The sequence below is a fragment of the Oryzobacter terrae genome (genome assembly GCF_042756445.1).
In the GTDB taxonomy this organism is placed as follows: Bacteria; Actinomycetota; Actinomycetes; order Actinomycetales; family Dermatophilaceae; genus Oryzobacter; species Oryzobacter terrae.
Map to the genome: position 1 here is coordinate 1,440,661 of NZ_CP170578.1, position 21,588 is coordinate 1,462,248.

The following is a 21,588-nucleotide window of genomic DNA, read 5'->3' on the forward strand; positions in this document are numbered from 1 at the left end:
GCCCTCGTCGTCGGGTCACTCCCAGTGCGGCGGACGCTGCTCGCGCAGCCAGCGGTCGTGGGCTGCCTCGCCGGGCGGCGGGGGCTCACGCGGCGGCACCACGTCGGGCAGGTCCTCGGCGGTGGGGTTGGTCCCGGAGCGCGCCGCACGGCGCCGGGTCCGGCGACGCGCACCGCCGACCTCGCGCTTCTCGCGCTCGGGCTCGCCGGGCGCCTCGAACGAGGTGTCGACCGGGTCGCGCAACCCGGCTGGCTCGGGGGCCCCACCCACCGACGGCTCGGTGGCGGGGTCGCAGTCCGCCGACGGCCGCTCGCCGTCGGCGCCCGCGGTGCCCTCGGGCTCCTCAGTCACCGGGTGCCTCGCGCACGCCGAGGACCTCGAGGATCCTCGAGACGTCCCTCGCAGGGTCACGAAAGACGTCGGTCGACCAGACCCGCACGTGCCGCCAGCCCAGGCGCTCGAGCTGCTCGGCCCGCAGCCGGTCACGGTCGCGCGCCGTGCGCATCGCGGCGTACTCCGGCCCGTCGGACTCCACGGCGAGCACGAGGTGGCCCGGCCGGGCCGGGTCCTCGACGGCGAGGTCGACGGGGTCGGCCGACGAGCCGAGCCCCTCGTGGACCACGAGCCCCTCGGCGCGCAGCCGCCGGGCCAGGTCGGCGAGGACGACCGACCGGGAACGGTCGGTGGTCGCGGCGTCGGCCTCGGGAGCCGCACTCGCGGGTCGTCCGTCGCCCGAGGCGGTCGAGCCGGGGAGCCCCTCGCCCGCGGCGTAGGCGAGGAAGTCGCGCAGCATGACCGCCCCGCGCGCCCGCAGCCGCTCGGGGTCGAGGTCCCCGGCGGCGATGGAGGACACGACGGTCATCGAGCGACGGGCCCGGGTGACCGCGACGTTGAGGCGCCGCTCCCCTCCCTCGGTGTTCAGCGGCCCGAAGCGGTGCAGCACCCGGCCGTGGGGGGTCTTGCCGTAGCCGATGGTGAGGAGCACGTCGTCGCGCTCGTCGCCCTGCACCCGCTCGAGGTTCTTGACGAAGAAGGCCTCTGGCCGGTCCTCGTCGAAGAACGCGGTGAGCGCGGGGTCGTCCTCGAGGCCGGCGAGCGCCCGCCGCAGCGCGTCGTCGACCCGCTGGGCGTGGGTGATGCCCAGGGCGATGACGCCGAGGGAGCGCTGCGGGCGGGTGCGGGCGTGCTCGATGACGAGCTCGACGACCCGGTCGACCTCGGCCGTCGTGGACTCGACGGCCGCCTCGCCCTCGGCGACGACCCCGTGGCCCTCGACGAGGACGTGGCGGACGACGGGGTCGGTGCCCGTGCCCGGGAAGGTGACGAGCGAGCCGTCGTAGACCTCGGCGTTCGCGAAGGCGATGAGCCGTTCGTCGAGGGACCGGTAGTGCCAGCGGAGCCGGCGGGCCGGCAGGGCCGCCGCGAGGACGTCGAGGATCGACTCGACCCCCTCGGTGATCGCCTCGTCGGCCGCGACCGCACCGTCGCCGTCGGTGACCGTCGTGAAGAACGAGGTCGGCGGCAGCTGGCGGGAGTCACCGGCGACGACGACCTGCCGCGCCCGGGACACCGCCGAGACGGCCTCGGCGGGAGGGATCTGCGACGCCTCGTCGAAGACGACGACGTCGAACCACTGGCCGGGCGGCAGCACCGACGCGACGACGAGGGGGCTCATGACCCAGCACGGGCGCACCGCCGTCACGAGCTCGGGCGCCCGGCCCACGAGGTCGCGCAGGGGCGCCAGCCGGCGCGCGCGTGCGGCCTCCGCCCGCAGGAGGGACTCCTGCTCGGGGTGCTCGGCGAGGACGTCGGCGACGTGGTCGGCCACCGCCGCGAGGACGCGGGTCGCGTTCTCCGACACCACCGCCCGGTCGGCCTCGGCGAAGTCGGCGACGGTGCGGCTGAGCGCCCGGCCGTCGTGGGCGGCGACGCGGGGGTCGCGGGTGGCGACCTCGTCGGCGAGCGAGCACCACCACACCCACTCGACCTCGGGACGCACCTCCTCGGCCGGCACCCCCCGCGACCTCAGGTCGTCGACGAGCGGGCGCAGGCCCGCGGACTCGAGGCCGTCCAGGGCCTCGCGGACGGCGGGGGCCACCCCGACCCGTCCGGCGGCCGCCGCCAGCGCGGCCACCCGCTCACGCAGGGCCGCGAGGTCGAGGTCGAGCAGGCCCGGCCCGTCGGCACCCTCGGGCCGGGCCAGCCGGTCGTCGAGCCACTCGACGTCGGCGACCAGGCCGGCGTGCGCCGCCTGGGCACGGTCGAGGTCGACGGGGATCTCGGGACGCCCTCCGGAGCCCGCGAGGTGCCGCCACGCCACCCGCTGCTCGCTCGCCGCGGCGAGGGCGACGTGGAGGTCGGCGGGCGGGCGACCGGGACGCAGGAGGGCCCGGGCCTGTCGCCGCAGTCGCCACCGCTCGAGGAAACCGAGGTCCGCCCCGACCTCTCGGCGGTGGGCCGACGTGCCGGTCGCGGCGACGAGGTCGTCGAGGGGGATGTCGAAGACGTCGGGGCGGAAGGTCTCGAGGGTCTCGCGCACGTCGCCGACGGTGTCGAGGACGCGCGACCAGCCGCGCGTCGTCGGGGCCTCGGGGAGACGGATGCCGCGGAAGACGTCGGCGAGCGTCGCCGCCGTGCCCTCGACGCCACCGGGCCCGTCCGACGCCAGCCGCTCGGCGCGCTCGCGCGCCTCGGCCGCGGCGTCGGCGTCGCGCAGGTCGGCCCCGAACCACGGGTCGTCACGACCGGGCCCGTCCCAGTCGGACAGCGAGGCCAGGCTGGTGGCCGTGGCCGCGGCGCGCCCCACGCCCTCGCGGTCGAGGCCGACGAGGGCCTCGCCCCGCAGCCGGACGCGCGAGCGTGGCGGCGTCGGCAGCGCGGCGAACGCCGAGACGGCCTCCTGCACCTGGTGGAGGGAGACCCCCCACGGGTCGCGGCTCTCGTGGAGCGCCCTGACGTGGTCGCCGAGCCGCGCCGCCGCCGCCCGACGGGTGTCGGCGGCCCCCGTGACCCGGGCGGCCGTCGCCGGGTCGCGCCGAGGCGGTGCACCCGGTCGCGAGGGCGCGGCCCCGGTGAGCCGGTCGAGCCCGTCGGCGAGCTCGCGGGCCACCCGGCGCCGGCCCTGGGCGCCGGCGTGGAGGTCGAGGACCAGGTCGGCGAGCCCGACCCGTTCGAGCCTCCCGACGACGGCGTCGATGGCCGCGCGCTTCTCGGCGACGAAGAGCACCCGCCGGCCGTCGGCGGCCAGCGAGGCGATGATGTTCGAGATCGTCTGCGACTTGCCGGTGCCGGGCGGCCCGTGGACGACGAGGTGCGAGCCGGACCGGACCGCCTCGATCGCCTCCTGCTGGCTGCTGTCGGCGTCGAGGACGAGGACGTCGCGGGCCGGGTCGTCGAGGTCGAGCCGGGCGGGGTCGAGCTCGGAGCGGATGGCGCGCAGCGCGTCGGGATCGCCGGCGAGGGCCGCGACGACGTCGTGGTCGGCGAGCGAGTCGGCCTGAGCCGCCAGGTCGGCGACCATCGGCAGCTTCGCGTACGAGAACGTGCCGAGGACGACCCTCGGCTGGACGGCGAAGTCCGGGACGGCCGAGCACGCCTGCGCCAGCGCCGCGTACGCCGGGTACGGGTCGACCGTGCCGTCGACCGAGGCCAGTGCCTCGATGGCGTCGTCGTCGACGGTGATGCCCTGCTCGGACGAGAGGTAGTGGGCGAGAACGGGGTTGAGCTCGACCTCGGGACCGAGGTCGAGGACGTAGTCCCCGTGCGCGGCCCCCGTGGAGCGCAGGGCGCACGAGCGCAGCAGGACAGGGGCCGCCGGCGGTCGCGGGACCTTGCGCCCGTCGGGCAGCGTGACGCTCCACGTCGCCATCCCGATGGCGAGGAAGCAGGTGAGGATGCCGCGCTCCTCCTTGAGCTCTCGGCTCTTCGCCGCGATCGCCCGCGCGCGGCGGCGGGCCTCGTCGAGCGCACCCGGCTCGCGGAACAGGTCGGACAGCCGCGTCGGGCGTCCGGTCATCAGCATGGCCACGCCGCCGGGGTGCGCGGTGGTGAGGTCGAGGGTCCCGGAGGTCAGGTCGCGGTACCAGAGGAGGGTGTTGCGGCCCCCGAGGTCGACGAGGTGCCGGGTCCACGCGGCACGCGCCGCGGCCACCCGGTCGGCGCGGGGGTCGACCTCGGCCTCCGGAACCGGGGTGGACTCGCGGACCTCGCCGGCGGCGGGCCCCGAGGGGTCCCCGCCGGGGGGTCCCTCGTCGCGCGTCCGCGCCGTCTCGCTCACCTCAGCAGGCTAACAACGTGGCGGCCCGGCGCCCGTCAGGCAGCGGCGCGGGTCCGCGGCCGGGCGAGGGCGGCGGCCAGCCCCACGGTGACGGCGACCGCCAGGGCTCCGAGGGCGAGGGCGCGGTAGCCGGAGACCTCGACGACGACGCCCGCGAGGGCCCCGCCCGCGCCGGCGACGAGGGCCATGACGAGGTCGGAGGCGCCCTGGGCAGCGGGCCGCTCCTCCGCCGGGACGGCCGTGGTGAGCAGGGCCGAGCCGGCGACGAGGGTGCACGACCACCCCAGCCCGAGGAGGAAGAGCCCCGCGAGCAGGGTCGAGGAGTGCCCCTCGGGCGAGACGGACGCCAGCACCGTCGCGCTCGACAGGACGAGCGACCCGACGAGGGCGACGGCCCGGCCCCCGAACCGGTCGACCGCCATGCCCGTCAGCGGGGAGAAGGCGAACATCCCGAGGACGTGCATGCTGATGACGAAGCCGATGACGTCGAGCTCCGCGTGGCCGTGGGCCATGTGCAGCGGCGTCATCACCATGACGCTGACCATCGTCACGTGGCCGAGGACGAGGGTCACCAGCCCCAGCCGGGCGTCGGGGATGCGGGAGACGACGCGCAGCCCGCGGACCATCGAGCCCTGGGCCGCGAGGGCAGCGCCTCCCCCGGCGACGTGCCGGCGCCGCGCCTCGAGGAGCGGGTCGGGCCGCAGCCGCCACATCAGCAGCCCGAGCGCGAGGAGCAGCCCGACGACGGAGAAGACGTAGGGACCCGCGAGCGTCGGCAGCCCCAGGGCGCGCGCCACGGGTTCCCCCGGCGTCACGAGGTTGGGGCCGAGGACGCTGCCGACGGTCGTCGCCCACACGACGACCCCGAGGTCGCGGGCCCGGTGGTCGGGGTCGGCGAGGTCGGTCGCGGCGTACCGCGCCTGGCCGTTGGCCGTCGTCGCTCCCCCGAAGAGCAGGCTGGCGACGAGGAGGAGGGCGAAGCTGCCGATCGCCGCCGCGGCGATGATGCCGACCGCCCCGACGGCCGCGACGAGGTAGCCGAGCGCCAGCCCCGGTCGTCGGCCGCGGGCGGCCATGAGGCGCACGACGGGGATGGCGACGAGCGCCGAGCCGAGGATCTGGAAGGTCCCGCCGAGACCGGCCCAGCGGGCCGAGCCCGAGACCTCCTCGGCGATGAGCGCCCCGACCGCGACACCGGCGGAGAGCCCGACGCCGCCGAGCATCTGCGAGGTGACGAGGACGCGCACGACGTGCCGCTGCACGGGGTCGCGCGTCGTCGTCGAGGTCACGCCGGGAAGCCTCCCACGGGTGGTGGGGCGCTCAGCGGCGGACCCGCGTCATCCTCCACTCGTTGTGGTCGTCGACGCGGGCGTACTCGAGCTCGTCGAGGGCCATCTTCGCGAGGGCGAGCCCGCGGCCCTCCTCGCTGTCGACGGCGGGCATCGCGAAGCGCAGCTCGGGCAGCGGCGGGCCGCCGTCGGAGAGCTGCCCCCGGAGCCGGTCGGGCTCGACGGTGAGGGTGAAGGAGTACTTGATCGTCCCCGGGGGCATGCCGTGCTCGACGACGTTGTTGGCGATCTCGATGACCGCGGTCTCGAAGAGCATGAGGTCGGTGCCGCGGACGTCGGGGTGGTCGGCACGGACCCGCGCGAGGAGGTCGTGCAGGAGGTTGATCGTCTCCGGCACCGCGAGGGTGTCGACCCGGTACTCACCAGCCATGGAGGGCGTCCTCGAGACGGTCGAACGGTTGGAGGATCCGGTCGAGGTTGGTGAGGGCGAGGACCATGCGCACCTGCTCCTGCGGTTCGGCGATCCGCAGGTCGCCCCCCGCCTGACGGGTGCGCTTGAGGCCGGCGACGAGGGCACCGAGCCCGGAGGAGTCGACGAAGCTGGTCTCGCTCAGGTCGATGACGACCCGGGCCTGACCGGACTCCACGACCTCGTCGATGGCGCTCTTGAGGGCGGGCGCGGCCACCATCGTCAGCCGACCGTCGCAGCGGAGCACGGTGGCATCCGGGAGGTTCGAGGTGTGGACCTGCATCACGAGGTGATCTCCTTCGGGGGGTTGTCGGCGTCGGGACCGCGGTAGCGGGCCGCCTGCCAGATGACGCTGAGCACGATGAGGTCGTAGGCGATCCAGCCGGTGTTGACACCGGTGCCGATGACGCTGTCGGAGTTGCCCGTCCACAGGCGGATGATGCCCACGACGACCGCGAACACCAGGAGCACCGCCGTGACGAGCTGCGGGGCGACGAGACGGTAGGGGAAGCCGGTGCGCTCGGTCTTCGTCTTCGGCGTGACGACGAAGCCGAGGGGCCGCTTGAACCACACGTTCGCGGCGGCCGTCAGGCACGCCCGGATCCACAGGGGGAACAGGGCGAGGCTGTACTGGTGGCCGCGCCAGGTCTTCCTCCCTCGGCCGACGACGTAGAAGAGCAGCTGGTTCATCGCCATGTACGGGACGAAGAACGACAGGAACGTCAGCCCGTAGGCGTTGACCGGCAGGACGCCGAAGACGAGGTAGACGAACGGGGCCGTGAGGAAGACGACCGCGGCGAAGCCGGACAGGTAGCTCCACATCGTCGAGAAGTACATGAGCCGCTGCGGGACCGACAGGCCCTTCTGCACCAGCGGGTTCTCCTTGAGCATGACCTGGAGGGTGCCCTGGGCCCAGCGCAGGCGCTGCTGGAGCATCGTGCCGAGGTCGTCGGGGGCCAGGCCGCTCGCGAGGACCTCGTGGTGGTAGACCGACGTCCAGCCCAGCGCGTGCAGGCGCATGCACGTGGCCATGTCCTCGGTGACCGACAGGGTCGCCATCGGCATCATCGGCTGGGCTTCGTCGGAGCGGTCGACGTCGACGGCCTGGACGAGCTGGCGCACCGACTCCAGCGCCCCGAGCGGCGACATGTCGCGGGCGGCGAGGCGGGCCATCGCGGCGTCGTCGACGACGAGGGCGCCGAGCTCGGTGTCGTACTGGGGGACGTCGCGCAGGGCGCCGATCTCCTCGAGGTCGGCGCGGATGGCGGCGAGGTCCTCGTCGACGATGGAGCGGGCCGCGGCGTCGACGCGCTGCTGGAAGGCGTAGGTGACCTCGGAGACGAGCTGCCCGGCGGAGAGGTCGGCGCGCGCGCTGTCGGCGGCGGCGCGCACCTCGCGGACCGCGGCCAGCGCCACGGACCCGTGCTCGGAGGCGTGCTTCTCGGCGCGGGCGAGCAGCCGGCTGGAGGTGCGCAGCGCGTCGGCGACGGCGTACTCGACCTCGCGAACGTAGCCGACGATGCCGAGCTGCATCAGCGCCTCGCGGCGCAGGATGGCGTTGGACCCGCAGAAGAACGCGGCGTTCCAGCCGTCCTTGCCCTCCTGGATCGGGCCGTAGAACAGCGGGGCCTGCGAGCCGAGCGGGTCGGAGTCGGTGACGTTGGTGAAGAACTGCGGCGTCTGGACGAGGGCGACCGTCGGGTCCTGGAACCAGCCCAGGGTGCGGTCGAGGATGTGCGGCTCGGGGATCTGGTCGGCGTCGAGGATGAGCATGTACTCGCCCTGGGTCGCGAACAGGGCGTTGTTGAGGTTGCCCGCCTTGGCGTGGCGCGGGCGGTCGTGCCAGTCCTCGGTGCGGGTGATGTAGCCGACGCCGAGGTCGGCGGCGGCCGCGCGCATCTCGGCGCGGTCGCCGTCGTCGAGGATCCACGTCCGGTGCGGGAAGCTGATGAGCTGGGCGGCGCGCGCGGTGGTCGAGACGAGCTCGACCGGCTCGTTGTACGTCGTGATGAAGACGTCGACCGTCTCCTCGCCCGTGGGCTCGGGGGCGGCGCCGCGCCGCTTGCTGCGCCACACGGTGAGGCCGAAGAGGTAGGCGTCGACGAGGGCGTAGGTCTCGGCGAGGACGAGGGGGACCGCGATCCACCAGTTCGTCCAGTTCACCGAGAACAGCCAGCGCCAGCCGACGTAGGCGGTGCCGAGGACGAGGGTGAGGACGACGAGGACACGGATGACCAGCTGCTTGGTCACTCGTTCCTCCGCTTCACCACGACCACCGTGACGTCGTCGGTGGGACCGGACTGCTGGGCGAACTCGCTGATCCGGTCGACCATCTGCTGGGCGCTGAGGTTCTCGGCGCGCAGCTCGGCGAGGGCGACGAGGGCCTCGTTGGGGTCCTCGAAGAAGTCGAGGATGCCGTCGCTGACGATGACGAGGGCGTCGCCCTTGTCGAGGATGAGCTCGCGGGCCTCCCAGCGGTCGCCGCTCATGGCGCCGATCGGCAGGCCGCCCGAGTAGAGGCGGCGCGGGATGCCCTCGGCCCCGACGACGACGGCGAGGCCGTGGCCGGCGTCGACGTAGTGGCCGCGGCCGGTCTCGGGGTCGATGCAGGCGCCGAACGCCGTGACGAAGGTGCTCGTGTCGCCGAGGTCCTGGTCGAGGTCGTAGGCCGTGCGGGTGAAGGCCTCCTCGATGCTGATGAAGCGGGCGGCGCCCCGCAGGACCGCGCGCACCGACGAGGCGATGAGCGCCGCGCCGATGCCCTTGCCCATGACGTCGCCGGCGAAGATGTGCAGCCGGTCGCGCGCGACGAACCAGTCGTAGAAGTCGCCGCCGACGTGGCGGGCGGTGACGCACTGCCCCGCGACCTCGAAGCCCGAGACGCTGACGACGGAGTTGGGGCGCAGCGCCCGCTGGACGAGGGCGGCGCGGTGCATCTCGTTCTCGGTGACGAGCTCCTGCTCGACCCAGTCGGCGAGGGCGCGCAGGAGCCGCAGCTCGGCGGCGGTCATCTCGCGCTCCTCGTACCCCATGACGCACAGGGCCCCGATGCGCTGGTCACCGGAGTGGAGGGGCTCGCCCGCGTAGAACTTCAGGCCAGTGGCCATGAGCGAGGCGGAACCGGAGAAGCGCTCGTCCACGGTGATGTCGGGGACGAGGAAGGGCCCCTCCTGGCGGATCGTGTGGTTGCAGACCGAGTCGCGACGGGGGGTCTCGACGGACGCCAGGCCGATGCTGGCCTTGGACCACTGCCGCTCCTCGTCGATGAGGTTGACCGCGGCCACGGGGACGCCGAAGAGCTCCTTGGCCAGGCGGACGAGGCGGTCGAAGCGCTCCTCGCGCGGGGTGTCGAGCACCTGCAGCGCGTCGATCGCGCGCAGCCGCGCCTTCTCGTCGACGCGGTCGGCGACGTCGTGTCGGGACAAGGATCCACCTTTCCCCCCTGCAGGGACCAACTCTAGCCGGGGCACGACGACGACGGTATGCGAGACCGTTTTCGCACGAAAGTCGAGGAGGGAGGTTCGGACCGTAGGGCCGACCCCCTCCACCGTTCGGACGATGCTCCCGTGCCGGTTCCGGTCGGGCCGCCCGCGGCGGACCGCCGTCAGTCGGCGGTCCGTGCGGGCGATAGCCTGTGGTGGCCCTGCCGGCACCCGGCGCGGCCCAGCCCTCGTAGCTCAGGGGAAGAGCACTTCTCTCCTAAAGAAGGTGTCGCAGGTTCGAATCCTGCCGGGGGCACCCCACGAAACCCGCTCTGACCAGCGGGTTTTCGTCGTTTTTGGCCCCTTCGCCTGAAGGTCAGAAGTGGCCAAAATATGGCACAAAGTGGCATTCTTATGGCACATGTATGGCCCGGAATCGAGGGTGACCACGAGGGCCACCCACCGCGCCTAGGGGTGTCATGGCAGGACGAAGCGGGTTCGGAAGCATCCGGAGGATGTCGTCGGGACGGTTCCAAGCGCGGTACTACGGTCCCGACCTGCAGTACCACTCCGGGCCCACGACGTTCGATACCAAGGGCGACGCACAGGCGTGGCTGATGACCGAGCGCGCGCTCGTCTCGCAGCAGCGATGGACGCCGCCGAAGGTGCGCGATGACGAGGCCCGTCGTGCCGCTGGGCGTCGCCGCGCGCACACCTTCGCGGTGTACGCGGAGCGATGGCTAGAGGGGCGCGTGACGACGCGTGGGAAGGGACTGCGGCCGTCCACGGTCGCTGGATACCGGAACGCTCTCGACGTCCACATCCTCCCGGCGTTCGGAGCGCTTCCTCTCGACGAGATCAACAGCGCCGTCGTTCGCCACTGGCGCGGTCAGTTCGCGACGCGTGGCAACGACTCCGCAGGCGCGAAGGCGTACAGCGTCCTCAAGGCAATCCTGCAGACGGCCGAGGACGACGAGCTGATCCTTCGCAACCCGTGCCGGCTCAAGGGAGGCGGCAGCGCCGCCAAGGTCCGCGAGTCGGTCGCCCTTTCCCCCGTCGAGCTCGCCGCGCTCGTCGACGCCATGCCCGACCGCTGGCGGGCGCTGACGCTCGTCTCAGGGTGGTGCGGCCTGCGGATCGCCGAGGCCGCTGGACTTCGCATCAACGACGTCGACCTCACCACCGGCGCCCTCCACATCCGCCAGACCGCGCAGTACATCGGCCACCCCGCCCGACTCGTCCTCGGACCGCCGAAGTCCGAGCGCGGCATCCGCATCGTCCACATGCCCGACCACGTGATCGAGGCGATGGGGACGTACCTGGGGACGAAAGCGGGGACGAGCCCGAAGGGCTTCGTCTGGACCCGCACCGACGGGCAGCCGATCTCGCGGCACACCACGCTCAAGGCGTTCCAGACCGCGACCGCCTCGATCGGCCGTGCCGGGACGGTGTGGCACGACCTCCGCCACACCGCCAACACCCTCGCCGCCGACGCCGGTGCCACCCAAGCGACCCTCCAAGCACGGATGGGCCATGCCGATCCCAAGGTCAGCGCGCTCTACCTGCACACCTCACAAGCCCGCGACCAAGCTCTGGCCGCTGCCTTGTCGCGCATGGCCGGTCCGTCGCCCTCCCCGTGAACCTGGCTCCCGGCGTTCCCCCACACGAGTCATATGGGCTGCGCATCGGGTCCAGCTGCCTTCGCAGACGGCAACCGTGATGCCGCCAACGTCGACAGGCACGTCGATCGCTGAAGGATCCGCTTGGGCTCGAGCGGCCGGCTACCCCAGTTCTGATCGGGCCTGCCGGTGCGCGATCGACAGCAGCCACGGCAGCGCGGTTCCGTCCGTGGCGAGGTCGTACCTCGGCGCACTCTCCCACACGATCGCAAACGTCCGGCCTGTGCTGGCCTGCGCCTTGCTTTCCTCGCCGAGCACCATCAGGCTGAGTCGGTAGACGAGCGGGCTCACGATGTCGTACAGCCGCATGAGAGCGCTGCTGTCCCCGCTCCCACACCGCTGCAACAGCTCAACGACCGTGCCGTTCAAGGGACGCGGCGAGAGCGCGCCGGTGGTGGTCACGCGCTCACCCGGTGACTCGATGAGTGGCGCTCCATCCGGCCATCATGACGGCCGGACGCCCGCCATAGCATCGGAACGATGAACCTTCAACAATCTCCGCGGGGGCGCCGTCACGACATGTGGAAGCGCTGAGAGCCGTGACCAGAGCGCGGCATCTGCGCCCGCACGTCGTCGCGAACCTCACGTCGGGTGCGTGCAATGGAGCACGACCAGCACCCGCCAGGTGAAGGAACGCCCATGCACAAGAGAATCGCCGTCCTGCTCGCAGTGCCCGCCACTATTGCCCTGTCCGCCGGGGCCGCCTTCGCGGTCAGCGCCGGCGCGTTCGACGCCGCGCTCCACGCGGTGCCCCACGACCACGTGGCCGACGGTGGCTCGGACGTCACCGGCAACGCCAGCCTCCGCCTCACGGGACGCACGCTCGACGTCCGCCTCACCGCGTCGGGCCTCACCCCCGGCGAGCCGCACGCCATGCACATCCACGGCGACGTCCAGGCCGCCAACGAGTGCCCTGGCATCGAGGCCGACGCCAACACCGGCGACGCGATCGACCCCGACTCTTTCCTCGCAGGCACCAAGGACGGGCTCATCTCCCTGGGCGAGGGCCTGCCCGACTACGGACCCATCGACGTCTCGCTCACCGTGACCGGAGACACCAGCGCCGCCAGCGGCCTGAGCCTGGAGCGCTTCCTCACCGCCGACGCCGCCGGCCGGATCGACTACCACCGCAGCGTCGTCGTGCCCAAGGACGTCGCCAAGAACCTCGGCAATCTCCACATCGTCATCCACGGGGCCGACCTGCCCGGTGACGCCGACGCCAGCTCGCTGAGCAGCCTGTTCGAGGCCACCCTCCCGGTGGCCTGCGGCGAGATCGACAACGCCAGCCGCTGAGGACACCCCTCCGGGCGCCCCTCCACCATCGGGGCGCCCGGAACGGGCGGTCACCCGGGTCAGCGGACCGACGTCGTCGATCTCGGGACGGTGAGCAGGAACCGGCAGCCTGGCCCCTTCGCCGGGGTTACCTCGACGTCCCCGCCGTGTGCGCGGGCAATGCCTCGCGCGACGGCGAGCCCCAGGCCGGCGCCGACACCCGCACCCGGCGTCCGGCCAGCGGTCGCGCGCCAGCCCGGCTCGAACACCCGGGACGCCTGGTGCGGGTCGATGCCTCCGCACTCGTCGTCGACACTGATGGCCGCCGCCTCGGCCACCGCCCTGAGGCACACGTGGACCACCCCCTGCTGCGGGGTGTGGTTGACGGCGTTGGTGACGAGATTGCTCAGGGCCCGGCCGAGCTCGGAGGCGTCGATGTCCGCCAACACGGAGCCCGACGATGTGCCCTCGATACTCACGCCCAGCCGCTCAGCCACCGGTCGGGCCGACGCCACGGCGTCGGAGACGAGGTCGGCGAGGTCGACCGTGGCGCGGTCGAGCACCAGCGACCCCGACTGGAGCCGGGACAGCGCGAGCAGCCCGCCGACCATGTCGGACATCCGGTCTGTCTCGGCGCGGATGCGCGCGGGGTAGTCGGACCCGTCCGGGGCGACGCCGTCGCCCAGCGCCTCCGCCATCGCGCGGATTCCGGCAAGGGGCGTGCGCAGGTCGTGTGACATCCAGGCGACGAGCTCCCGGCGGCGGGCCTCGACCTCGCGGTCCCGTTCGCGCTCGGACGCCTCGGTGACCGAGCGTCGCACGACCTCCTGGACGCGGCTCGCGAGGAACCATCCGAACAGGCCGGCGATGGGCAGGCAGGTGGCCAGGACCGCGAGGACGACGTGGTGGTCGTGCTCGCTGATGAACATCCCCTGGGCCGTGGCGACGATCCCGGCGGTGACGATGACAATGACGACGACGGGCGTGAGGACCGCGGCCCGGACGAGCGAGGTCTGCGCCTGCCAACGGACCAGCAGGGCTCCGAGGAGCCCCACGACGATCGCGGTCCCGGCGGCGAGGAGGACCGCGTTCAGCACGACGGCACCTCCTGCGGGTCCCAGCGGTACCCGACACCCCACACGGTGCACAGTCGCCGCGGTGACGACGGGTCGACCTCGACCTTCTCGCGCAGCCGCCGGACGTGGACGGTCACGGTCGACTCGTCGCCGTACTCCCAGCCCCAGACCTCCCTCATCAGCTGGGCACGCGAGAACGCGGTCCCGGGCTGGGAGACGAGGTGCTCGAGAAGGTCGAACTCACGCACCGTGAGCTGGAGCGGGGTGTCGGCGCGCGTGGCCTGGTGGCGGCGGCGGTCGATGACGAGGTCGCCGTCGACCAACAGGTCGCCCGCTCCCTCGGCCCCGCCTCCGGTCGTCCCCGACCGCAGGTGATCGGTGCGCCGAAGGATCGACTGGACCCGCAGGACGAGCTCACGCGTGCTGAACGGCTTGGCGAGGTAGTCGTCGGCGCCGAGCTCGAGCCCGAGGACGCGGTCGGACTCGTCGCCCCGGGCGGTCAGCATCATGATTGGCAGGTTCCCGCGGTGGGCCCGCATCCGCCGGAACACCTCGAGGCCGTCGAGGCCCGGCAGGGTGAGGTCGAGGAGGACGATGTCGGGCGAAGCCGACCGGGCCAGCTCCACGGCCCCGAGACCGTCGTCGCACTCGAGGACCTCGAGGCCGGCGCGGCGCAGGTAGGTCGCCACGACCTCGCGCAGGACGGGGTCGTCGTCGACGACGAGGACGGAGGGCACGTCCTCAGGGTAGGCACCGAGCGGGGGGTCGGACACCGCCTCGATGGAGGCCGTCGGGTTCGTCACGGCGTGACCCTCGTGAGGACGACGAAGGTGCGGCGTCGTCGCCGGACCTCACGGACCCTCGTCCACCCGGACAGACCGGCCGCAGCGACGAGGGCCTCGGCGCCGACCTCCGCCCAGGGAAAGCGCCCGCTGCCACCCGACACGGGTGACGACACCCGCGCCGTGAAGCGTCGGTCCCTGTGCCGCTCAAGGGCCGTCTCGACCACGAGGCACGCGGTGGGAGAGGCGAGCTCGGCGGACCGCAGCAGGAGGAGGGTGGGGTCTCCCCCGATCCCCACGTTGCCGTCGAGCAGGAGGACGACCTCCCACGTCCCGGCACCGGGGACGTCATCGAAGACCGAGCCACAGTGGACCGGCAGGCCGCGGTCGGTGGCGAGGCGGACCGACTCGGGCGAGACGTCGACGCCGAGGGCGGCCCGACCGGTCCGGCGGGCCTCGGCGACCATCCGTCCCGGTCCGCAGCCGACGTCGAGGACCGAGCCCGTCGTCGACGCCAGGAGCCGCCGTTCGACCCGGTCGGCGCCGGCGAGGAACCGGTCGACCTCGAGCGGCCGCGGGGCGGGGCCCGGGTCCGGTCCGTCGTCGTGGAGGAGCAGCGGGCCGCCGGTGCGCAGGGCGTTCTCGTACGGTTCGCCCCCGCCGGCGCCGAAGCAGTCGACGAGGGGGAACACCTCGGCCGTCATGGGCCCTCGCGCCGCGCCCGCAGCCCGGCGACGAGGGTCGCCGCGACGGCGACCGCCACGATGGCGCCGTACCCCAGCAGGTACGGGCGGTCGAGCAGCGAGGGGTTGTCGGGGCGGGCCCCGAACCGGCCGAGCACCGGCACGGCAACGATCGTCAGCGGTCCGAGGACGACGAGGAGCCACAGCAACGGCCTGCGCCACGGCTGGTCGGCCCGCAGTGCCGCCAGCACACCGAGACCCACGACCGCAGGGGCGAGAAGGCCGTCGTGCGCGACGATCCCGCCCGCCACCCAGACCCCGACGGCCAGGACCTGCTCGCCCGGGAGGCGGAACAGCCTCAGCAGGCCGTAGGCGGCAAGAGCGACCCCCATGAGACCGAGGAGTGCACGCGTCGTCCTCATGGCGCCACCACCTCCACCTCGTGGACCCACTTCGTCTGCAGCACACCGGGTCTCGCGGGTGCGATGAGGCGGCACGGGAAGCCGTGGTCCGGGTCGAGCGGTTCGCCGCCCAGGGTGAGCGCGAGGAGGCTGTCGCCGTGCCGGGCGAAGTTGGCCGGCAGCCGGCTCTCGCGGTAGGCGCCGCGCGTCTGCAGCGACCGGACGACGACGTCGTCGGACGGCCCGCCCCCGACGAGGGCCATGACATCTCTCACCGGCACACCGCCCCACTCACCGCTGGCGCTCCATCCCTCGACACACGAGATCGGCAGCACGGCCGAGTGCTGGGCCATGGCGCGCAGGTCGTCGAGCGAGAGCTCGACGGTCGTGGTGGGACCGATGACCCGCAGCCGCCACGCCGGGTCCGCGACGAGGTCGGCGACACCGGCGGCGAGCGCGCTCCGGTTGACCGGGATCCCCTGCGGACCCTGACCCGACCGGACGGCGAGCACCGCGACCCGCCGCAGCCCGGGCACCTCGGCGGCGGTCGTCGCGACGACGGCGACCGCCGCCGAGGCCCAGGTGGCATGGAGGAGCGTGCGGCGCGTGGGCGCGCCGGGAGCTGGGTCCCCGGGGGCGTGCTCGTCGTCGACCGGGTCGGCGAACGCACGGCGGATGACGGGCAGCTTGACCGCCACGTGCACGGCGAGCGAGCCGACGGCGACCCAGGCCAGGGCGTAGTGCGCGCCGACGAAGCCGAACGACCACGGGTACCACTGGGCCGAGTTCGCCAGCCCGGTGACGAGCTGGAAGATCGCCGCTCCGACGAGGAGAGCGATGGACCCGCGCTCGAGGAGGTGGAGGACGAGCTCGCGCGGTCGGGTCGGCGGGCGCACGAACAGCCGGGGGAAGACCGACCACAGCTTGACGAGCAGCAACGGGATCGAGGCGGTCCCGGCGGCGACGTGCAGCGCCTGGGTGACCTGGTAGAGCCGGGTCGGCCCGGTGGGCAGAGCGACCGGAGGGGTCGCCAGCTGCGAGGCGTGGCTGTACAGGCCGGTGGCGAACGCGATCGAGAAGGTGATCCCCAGCCACAGCCCGATCCGGGCAGCCGTGCGGGGTCCACGCAGACCGCTCGTGAACGACTCGGTGCGCGGGATGCACTCGTCGATCCGGGCGGCGACCCCACGCAGGGCCCGCTCGTTCACGACGCCGACCCCAGCGACGTCGTCGTCGGCGCTCCGCCGAGAGCACCCGCGGCCATGGCCCGCCAGGTGGCGGCGAAGCGGGTCGAGGGTGCCTGCTCGGCGACGACCCGGGCGTCGTCAGGAAGGTCGACGTCGCGCAGGGTCACCGTGAAGATCGGGGGGTGGCCGGCGCCCGAGAGCGCCGCGGCCGTGAGGCGGCCGGTGTCGGGCCGGCTCATCGGGACACCGTCGAGGACGGCGGCCTCTCGGGCGTGCGTCGTGGCGAGGACCCACCACCCCCCGTCGTCCGCAGGTCCGAGGACGGGCCCGCCGTACCGGTACGCCGCCTCCGCCACCTCACGGAGCAACTCGGCACCTACCTGCGGGGTGTCCATGCCGATCTGCACGACGGGCCCCCCCTCCCGCCGGTGGGCCTGGCGGTGACCGTCCACGAGCCGCTGCCCGAACGTCTGACCGCCCTGTGCGACGACGAGCCAGCCACGGCACGCGCGGGCCAGCTCGTCGGCCCGGCACCCCGCGGCCAGGTCGCCGGTGAGCGCGAGGACGCGGCGCCCCGGGGGGAACGCCTCCGACCCCGCGGCGAGGGTGTCGAGGAGGGCGGCGGCGGCGAGGTCGGCCGCGCCCTGGTCGCCGGCGACCGGTGCGAGACGGGTCTTGGCCATCCCCGGCACCGGCACCTTGGCCATGACCAGGACGCTGCCCCTCACGGCAGGACCTTCGCGAAGTCCCGCGCCGTGCGCAGGGTGCCCCTGACCGACCCGGAGACCTTCGAGCGGGTGCCGGCAGCCCGGGGGTGGTAGGTGATGTCGTGCTCGGTGAGCACCCAGCCCCGCTGCTGGGCCCGGACGAGCAGCTCGACCGGGTAGCCGAAGCGACGGTCCCGCACCCCGAGGGCGAGGAGGTCGTCTCGTCGGCACACCCGCACCGGTGCGATGTCGTGGACGGGCAGGCCGGTCCGGCGTCTCAGCCACGCGAGGACGAGCGCGTTGCCGATCCGGGCGTGCCAGGGCCACACGCCCCGCTGCGCTGGTCGCCGACGCCCGCAGGCCATGCTCGCCCTCCCGGCCCTGACCTCCGACAGGAGCGGGAGCAGCTCACGCGGGTCCATCGAGCCGTCACCGTCGAGGACGGCGATGTAGGTCGCCGTAGCGGCCTGGACACCGGCGTGGACGGCGGCGCCGTAGCCGGGCCGGGGCTCGTCGACGACCCGGACCCCCCACCGCCGGGCGACGTCGGCCGTGCCGTCCTTCGAGCCGTTGTCGACGACGACGACCCCCATTCCCTCCGGCACCGCGGCGAGGACGCCGGGAAGGGCCGCCGCTTCGTCCCGGCACGGGATCACCAGGTCGCAGTCGAGGTCCATGTCCTCGACGTTAGGTGCGGCAGTGGCGACTTCGTCAGGGGCAGGCGTCTTACGGACCCCTTACGAATCCCTTGCGGACCGCTCGGGACGGTGCTCTCCGCCTCACGGCGAGGCATCCTTGGCTCCATGCCGCAGACCGCGACGGACCACCACGGAACGCAGGTGGATCCATCGCCGGGCGCCGGGGACAGGGCCCGGCGGGCCCTCGTGGCCGCCGGGGTGCTCGTCGTCCTCGCGATGACGGCACCCCGGCTCCTCGGGGTCGACGTCAAGGCCGGCAGCGCAGCGCCCCTCCTCGGGGACTGGGTGCCACGGGTGTGGTGGACCACGCCGGTGACCCTCGTCATCGTCGCGGTGGCGGCCTGGGGTGATCTGGGCGCCGCCCTCGACCGGGTTCCCTGGCGCCGGCTGCTCCTCCTGTCGTGGGGTGCCTCGGTCCTCTGGATGGTCGCGCTCGCTCTCGTCGACGGCCCGTCGGGGATGGGCCGGATCCTCGACCACGGCACCGAGTACCTCGAGAGCGCCCGCGGCATCGACGACGTCGGCGCGATGCTGCGCGAGTACGTCGCGCGCATCCCCCTCGACGCCCCCGGCCACTGGGCCGTGCACCTCGCCGGCCACCCTCCGGGAGCCGTCCTGATGTTCATCGGGCTCGACCGGATCGGCCTGGGCTCGTGGCAGGCCGCCGGGGTCGTCGTCGTGCTGGTCGCGGGGACGCTCCCAGCGGCCGTTGCCACGACGCTCGACCGGCTGGGGGCGCGAGCCGCTGCACGGCGCGTCCTGCCCTTCCTTGTCATCTGCCCCGCAGCCGTCCTCATGGCCGTGTCGGCCGACGCCGTCTTCGCCACGACCGCCGCCTGGGCCGCAGCCGCCCTGGCCGGCTCAGCGGCGGCCCGTTCCGGGGCGACACGTTTCGGCCTGGCCGCCCTGGGGGGCCTCCTCTTCGGCTGGTGCGTCATGGAGTCGTACGGGCTGTTGCTGCTCGGCGTCCTCGCCGTCGCCGTCCTTCTCGCCGCGCGCGGTTCGGCACGGGAGCGCGTCACCCTGGGGGTGGTCGCCGCTGTGGCGGCATCGGTCGTCGTGCTCACCTTCGCCGCCGTCGGCTTCGCCTGGTGGGAGGCCTACCCCGTGCTGCACGAACGCTACTGGGCCGGGCTCGCCAGCTCGCGACCGTCCTGGTACTGGCTCTTCGGGAACCTCGCGGCCCTCGTGCTCGTCGCGGGGCCCATGCTCCCGGCCGCGCTCGGCGCCGGGTGGCCGCGCCTGCGGGCCCTGGTGGCCTGGGACCGTCCCGACCCGGTCGCGACCCTCGTGGCCGCAGGGGTCGTCATGGTCGCCCTGGCCGACCTCTCCCTCATGAGCAAGGCCGAGGTCGAGCGCATCTGGCTGCCCTTCCTCCCGTGGCTGCTCCTGTCGGTGCTGTGGCTGCCGGCTCGCTGGCAACGTTGGGCCCTCGCTGCGCAGGCGGTCGCGGCCGTCGTCCTCCAGCACCTCGTCCGCACGGTCTGGTGAGGCGCGGACGGCCGGCGTCAGGGGCGCAGCGGCGCCGTCGCGAACTGGGCGAGCCCCTCGGCGGGAGTGATCGACGCCGTGAAACCCAGCTCGTCACGCGCTCGTCGGGGTGAGGCGACGACGTGGCGGACGTCCCCGACGCGGAACTGGCCGGTGACCCTCGGCTCCAGCCCGATGCCGGCGCCGGCCGCGACGGCCCGCGCCACGTCCGCGATGCCGATCGGCTCCCCCGAGCACACGTTGTAGGCGACGTGCTCCCCCTCGGACCGGTCGAGGACGGCGAACGCGGCCGCGACGTTGGCCCGGGCGACGTCCTCGACGTGGACGAAGTCGCGCACCTGGCCCCCGTCCTCGAACACGACCGGCGCCTCGCCGCGCTCGAGGGAGGAACGGAACATCGCGGCGACCCCCGAGTAGGGGGTGTCCCGCGGCATCCCCGGCCCGTAGACGTTGTGGTACCTCAGCGAGATCGCGCTGCCGGGCGACTGGCGCGCCCATGCCGCGGCGTAGTGCTCCTGGGCCACCTTGCTCGCCGCGTACGAGCTGCGGGGGTCGAGCGGGGCCGACTCGTCGACCAGCGCCCAGCTGAGCGGGCCGTCGCAGACCGGACACGGGTTGTCGAAGACCCCCGCCTCGAGTCGCTCCCGGGTTCGCGGACCGGGCGCCTGGTCGCCGTGTTCCACGCAGGTGTAGCGGCCCTCCCCGTAGACGACCATCGACGACGCCTGGACGAACCGGCCGACGCCCCGCTCGTGCATCGCCGCGAGCACCGCCGCCGTCCCGAGGTCGTTGTGGCCGGCGTAGAGCGGGAGGTCGGCGGCGGTCACCCCGGCTCCGAGCATCGCCGCGAGATGGACCACGACGTCGACGCCGTCGAGGAGGTGGGCCCACCTGCCGGCTTCCCGGGTGTCGAGCAGGTGCACCCCGTCGGGGGGTGCGGAGCGGGTGGCCTCGCCGTGCGCATGGGGCAGGAGCAGGTCGACCGCGACGACCTCGACCCCACGTCGGCGCAGCTCGGTCGCGGTGGCCTTCCCGATGAAGCCGGCGGCGCCGGTGAGGAGGACTCGCATGTCCGACAGTCTGCGACGCGGTCGAGCGGATCGTGCCCGCGCTGCGCGACCGTCAGGGATTCGTAAGGAGTCCTGGACCGGCGTGAGCCACGGCGGTACCAGACAGGCACGGCCCGCGCGTGACATGCTGGACCGGAGGCATTCGGCCTCCGCCCGGACCCGACGAGGAGGGCAGCCGATGAGCGAAGGACACGGCACGTCCGACGATCCCTGGGTGCTGACGACCGCCCCCGGGTCGTCCACGTACACGATGCACCGCGACCCCGACGCCGACCCCCCGGCGCTGGTCTGCCAGGTCGGCAGCACCACCCTGCGCTACCACCTGACTGCCGTCGAGGACCTCCACCGGTGGCTGCTCGAACAGGGCGACTGGGTGGACCTCGGTGCGGCGGACGAGAAGAAGGACGCCGCTCCCGGCACGGTCGAGGCGTGGGGGCGCTCGCAGGACAACCCCGTGGGTGGCTGGTACGGCCTGCGTCCGGGGTACCGCGGGCGCTTCGGGATGTACCTGCCGCCGCTGCTCGAGGCTCTCGGCCTCGCCGAGCTGACCCACGAGGCGCGAAACAACCGCGTGCGAGCGGTGTGACGTCCAACGGGGACCCCGCTGCGCCGGGTCAGCCCGGGCCGAGGTCTTGTGTCTCGAGGACGGCCGCCAGTCGCACGAGATCCGCCGTCATGGCCCGCCGCATGGCCCGTTCCATCACCGGTGAGGTGACACGGCTGAACCCGGTCGGCTCACCCCGGTTCCTCAGGGTCATCCGGGTGGCACCGTCGACCCCCTCCCACGTGTAGGTCGTCTCCATCGGGAAGGGACCGTCGGCGGTCCGCATGACGAGCCGACGCCCCGGAACCAGGTCGACGACCTCGTAGGTGTACACCAGGCGGCGGCCGAGGAAGCGCGCCACGAACTCCATCCGCGAGCCGAGGGCGAGCGGCGGCGGTGTCCGCCACTGCACGGACCGGATGTTCGCGTACCACTGCGGTGCGTTCGTGGGGTCGCCGGCGAACGTTGCCACCTCGTCCGACGGGCTGCGGATGACCCTCTCGACTTGGACGTCGACCATGAGCTCAGTGTCCCTCGGGGGA

At 73.6% G+C, this 21,588-nt stretch carries 21 protein-coding genes and 1 tRNA gene; 5 read left to right on the forward strand and 17 right to left on the reverse strand.

Annotation, left to right across the window (positions count from 1 at the left end):
* Positions 1-15: 15 nt before the first annotated feature.
* From ACFWN3_RS06650 to ACFWN3_RS06680, 7 genes are read right to left on the reverse strand one after another with little or no spacing between them, the layout of a single operon-like run.
* On the reverse strand, positions 16-351 hold the full coding sequence (locus ACFWN3_RS06650; protein ID WP_377644590.1) for a hypothetical protein: 336 nt from the start codon (positions 349-351) through the stop codon (positions 16-18).
* Positions 344-4,276, reverse strand: a complete 3,933-nt coding sequence (locus ACFWN3_RS06655; protein WP_377644592.1) for an AAA domain-containing protein — start codon at positions 4,274-4,276, stop codon at positions 344-346. Before ACFWN3_RS06655 ends, ACFWN3_RS06650 begins: the two co-directional genes overlap by 8 nt.
* A gap of 35 nt (positions 4,277-4,311) precedes the next feature.
* Positions 4,312-5,565, reverse strand: coding sequence for an MFS transporter (locus ACFWN3_RS06660; protein ID WP_377644594.1), 1,254 nt, complete (start codon positions 5,563-5,565; stop codon positions 4,312-4,314).
* Positions 5,566-5,596: 31 nt separating this feature from the next.
* Entirely contained in the window at positions 5,597-5,995 is a 399-nt protein-coding gene (locus ACFWN3_RS06665; RefSeq protein WP_377644596.1) for an ATP-binding protein, read from the reverse strand.
* Positions 5,985-6,317 carry an STAS domain-containing protein gene (locus ACFWN3_RS06670; protein ID WP_377645547.1) on the reverse strand — a complete coding sequence of 111 codons (333 nt, stop codon included), beginning with the start codon at positions 6,315-6,317 and terminating at the stop codon, positions 5,985-5,987. Before ACFWN3_RS06670 ends, ACFWN3_RS06665 begins: the two co-directional genes overlap by 11 nt.
* Positions 6,317-8,284 carry a glycosyltransferase family 2 protein gene (locus tag ACFWN3_RS06675; RefSeq protein ID WP_377644598.1) on the reverse strand — a complete coding sequence of 656 codons (1,968 nt, stop codon included), beginning with the start codon at positions 8,282-8,284 and terminating at the stop codon, positions 6,317-6,319. Before ACFWN3_RS06675 ends, ACFWN3_RS06670 begins: the two co-directional genes overlap by 1 nt.
* Positions 8,281-9,459: a PP2C family protein-serine/threonine phosphatase gene (locus tag ACFWN3_RS06680; protein WP_377644600.1), complete on the reverse strand. Its 1,179-nt coding sequence runs from the start codon at positions 9,457-9,459 to the stop codon at positions 8,281-8,283. The genes ACFWN3_RS06675 and ACFWN3_RS06680 overlap by 4 nt, the downstream gene beginning before the upstream one ends.
* Before the next feature lie 241 nt (positions 9,460-9,700).
* Here ACFWN3_RS06680 and ACFWN3_RS06685 point away from each other — a divergent pair.
* A tRNA-Arg gene (locus ACFWN3_RS06685) sits at positions 9,701-9,772 on the forward strand.
* A 199-nt stretch (positions 9,773-9,971) separates the two neighbouring features.
* Positions 9,972-11,096: a tyrosine-type recombinase/integrase gene (locus ACFWN3_RS06690; RefSeq protein WP_377644602.1), complete on the forward strand. Its 1,125-nt coding sequence runs from the start codon at positions 9,972-9,974 to the stop codon at positions 11,094-11,096.
* A gap of 141 nt (positions 11,097-11,237) precedes the next feature.
* Here ACFWN3_RS06690 and ACFWN3_RS06695 read toward each other — a convergent pair whose 3' ends face one another.
* Entirely contained in the window at positions 11,238-11,537 is a 300-nt protein-coding gene (locus ACFWN3_RS06695; RefSeq protein WP_377644604.1) for a hypothetical protein, read from the reverse strand.
* Between the two features lie 237 nt (positions 11,538-11,774).
* Between ACFWN3_RS06695 and ACFWN3_RS06700 the strand changes: the two genes are divergently transcribed.
* Positions 11,775-12,428, forward strand: a complete 654-nt coding sequence (locus ACFWN3_RS06700) for a hypothetical protein (protein WP_377644606.1) — start codon at positions 11,775-11,777, stop codon at positions 12,426-12,428.
* 59 nt (positions 12,429-12,487) lie between these two features.
* Here the strand turns inward: ACFWN3_RS06700 and ACFWN3_RS06705 are convergent, their stop codons facing one another.
* From ACFWN3_RS06705 to ACFWN3_RS06735, 7 genes are read right to left on the reverse strand one after another with little or no spacing between them, the layout of a single operon-like run.
* Entirely contained in the window at positions 12,488-13,504 is a 1,017-nt protein-coding gene (locus tag ACFWN3_RS06705) for a sensor histidine kinase (protein ID WP_377644608.1), read from the reverse strand.
* The gene (locus ACFWN3_RS06710) at positions 13,498-14,286 is read right to left on the reverse strand and encodes a response regulator transcription factor (protein WP_377644610.1); all 789 of its coding nucleotides are present in this window, start codon (positions 14,284-14,286) and stop codon (positions 13,498-13,500) included. The genes ACFWN3_RS06705 and ACFWN3_RS06710 overlap by 7 nt, the downstream gene beginning before the upstream one ends.
* A complete protein-coding gene (locus tag ACFWN3_RS06715; protein ID WP_377644612.1) occupies positions 14,283-14,969 on the reverse strand; it encodes a methyltransferase domain-containing protein in 687 nt (228 codons plus the stop codon). Before ACFWN3_RS06715 ends, ACFWN3_RS06710 begins: the two co-directional genes overlap by 4 nt.
* A complete protein-coding gene (locus tag ACFWN3_RS06720; protein ID WP_377644614.1) occupies positions 14,966-15,370 on the reverse strand; it encodes a hypothetical protein in 405 nt (134 codons plus the stop codon). Before ACFWN3_RS06720 ends, ACFWN3_RS06715 begins: the two co-directional genes overlap by 4 nt.
* Positions 15,367-16,557: a molybdopterin-dependent oxidoreductase gene (locus ACFWN3_RS06725; protein WP_377644615.1), complete on the reverse strand. Its 1,191-nt coding sequence runs from the start codon at positions 16,555-16,557 to the stop codon at positions 15,367-15,369. Before ACFWN3_RS06725 ends, ACFWN3_RS06720 begins: the two co-directional genes overlap by 4 nt.
* The gene (locus tag ACFWN3_RS06730) at positions 16,554-17,243 is read right to left on the reverse strand and encodes a DUF2064 domain-containing protein (protein ID WP_377644617.1); all 690 of its coding nucleotides are present in this window, start codon (positions 17,241-17,243) and stop codon (positions 16,554-16,556) included. Before ACFWN3_RS06730 ends, ACFWN3_RS06725 begins: the two co-directional genes overlap by 4 nt.
* 17 nt (positions 17,244-17,260) lie before the next feature.
* A complete protein-coding gene (locus ACFWN3_RS06735; protein ID WP_377644619.1) occupies positions 17,261-17,920 on the reverse strand; it encodes a glycosyltransferase family 2 protein in 660 nt (219 codons plus the stop codon).
* A 126-nt stretch (positions 17,921-18,046) separates the two neighbouring features.
* On the opposite strand from ACFWN3_RS06735, the gene ACFWN3_RS06740 reads away from it, so the two are divergent.
* Complete coding sequence (locus ACFWN3_RS06740) at positions 18,047-19,432, forward strand: hypothetical protein (RefSeq protein ID WP_377644621.1); 1,386 nt, start codon at positions 18,047-18,049, stop codon at positions 19,430-19,432.
* A gap of 17 nt (positions 19,433-19,449) precedes the next feature.
* Here ACFWN3_RS06740 and ACFWN3_RS06745 read toward each other — a convergent pair whose 3' ends face one another.
* The gene (locus ACFWN3_RS06745; protein ID WP_377644623.1) at positions 19,450-20,502 is read right to left on the reverse strand and encodes an NAD-dependent epimerase/dehydratase family protein; all 1,053 of its coding nucleotides are present in this window, start codon (positions 20,500-20,502) and stop codon (positions 19,450-19,452) included.
* 178 nt (positions 20,503-20,680) lie between these two features.
* On the opposite strand from ACFWN3_RS06745, the gene ACFWN3_RS06750 reads away from it, so the two are divergent.
* Complete coding sequence (locus ACFWN3_RS06750; protein WP_377644625.1) at positions 20,681-21,088, forward strand: DUF6855 family protein; 408 nt, start codon at positions 20,681-20,683, stop codon at positions 21,086-21,088.
* Between the two features lie 28 nt (positions 21,089-21,116).
* Here ACFWN3_RS06750 and ACFWN3_RS06755 read toward each other — a convergent pair whose 3' ends face one another.
* Entirely contained in the window at positions 21,117-21,566 is a 450-nt protein-coding gene (locus tag ACFWN3_RS06755; RefSeq protein WP_377644627.1) for an SRPBCC family protein, read from the reverse strand.
* Between the last annotated feature and the right edge of the window lie 22 nt (positions 21,567-21,588).

Bases quoted from the DNA above. Each gene is read 5' to 3' on its own strand.
- ACFWN3_RS06665 (WP_377644596.1), bottom strand. From the start codon at position 5,995: ATGGCTGGTGAGTACCGGGTCGACACCCTCGCGGTGCCGGAGACGATC.
- ACFWN3_RS06670 (WP_377645547.1), bottom strand. From the start codon at position 6,317: ATGCAGGTCCACACCTCGAACCTCCCGGATGCCACCGTGCTCCGCTGC.
- ACFWN3_RS06690 (WP_377644602.1), top strand. From the start codon at position 9,972: ATGTCGTCGGGACGGTTCCAAGCGCGGTACTACGGTCCCGACCTGCAG.
- ACFWN3_RS06700 (WP_377644606.1), top strand. From the start codon at position 11,775: ATGCACAAGAGAATCGCCGTCCTGCTCGCAGTGCCCGCCACTATTGCC.
- ACFWN3_RS06715 (WP_377644612.1), bottom strand. From the start codon at position 14,969: ATGACGGCCGAGGTGTTCCCCCTCGTCGACTGCTTCGGCGCCGGCGGG.
- ACFWN3_RS06720 (WP_377644614.1), bottom strand. From the start codon at position 15,370: ATGAGGACGACGCGTGCACTCCTCGGTCTCATGGGGGTCGCTCTTGCC.
- ACFWN3_RS06730 (WP_377644617.1), bottom strand. From the start codon at position 17,243: ATGGCCAAGGTGCCGGTGCCGGGGATGGCCAAGACCCGTCTCGCACCG.
- ACFWN3_RS06735 (WP_377644619.1), bottom strand. From the start codon at position 17,920: ATGGACCTCGACTGCGACCTGGTGATCCCGTGCCGGGACGAAGCGGCG.
- ACFWN3_RS06740 (WP_377644621.1), top strand. From the start codon at position 18,047: ATGCCGCAGACCGCGACGGACCACCACGGAACGCAGGTGGATCCATCG.
- ACFWN3_RS06745 (WP_377644623.1), bottom strand. From the start codon at position 20,502: ATGCGAGTCCTCCTCACCGGCGCCGCCGGCTTCATCGGGAAGGCCACC.
- ACFWN3_RS06750 (WP_377644625.1), top strand. From the start codon at position 20,681: ATGAGCGAAGGACACGGCACGTCCGACGATCCCTGGGTGCTGACGACC.
- ACFWN3_RS06755 (WP_377644627.1), bottom strand. From the start codon at position 21,566: ATGGTCGACGTCCAAGTCGAGAGGGTCATCCGCAGCCCGTCGGACGAG.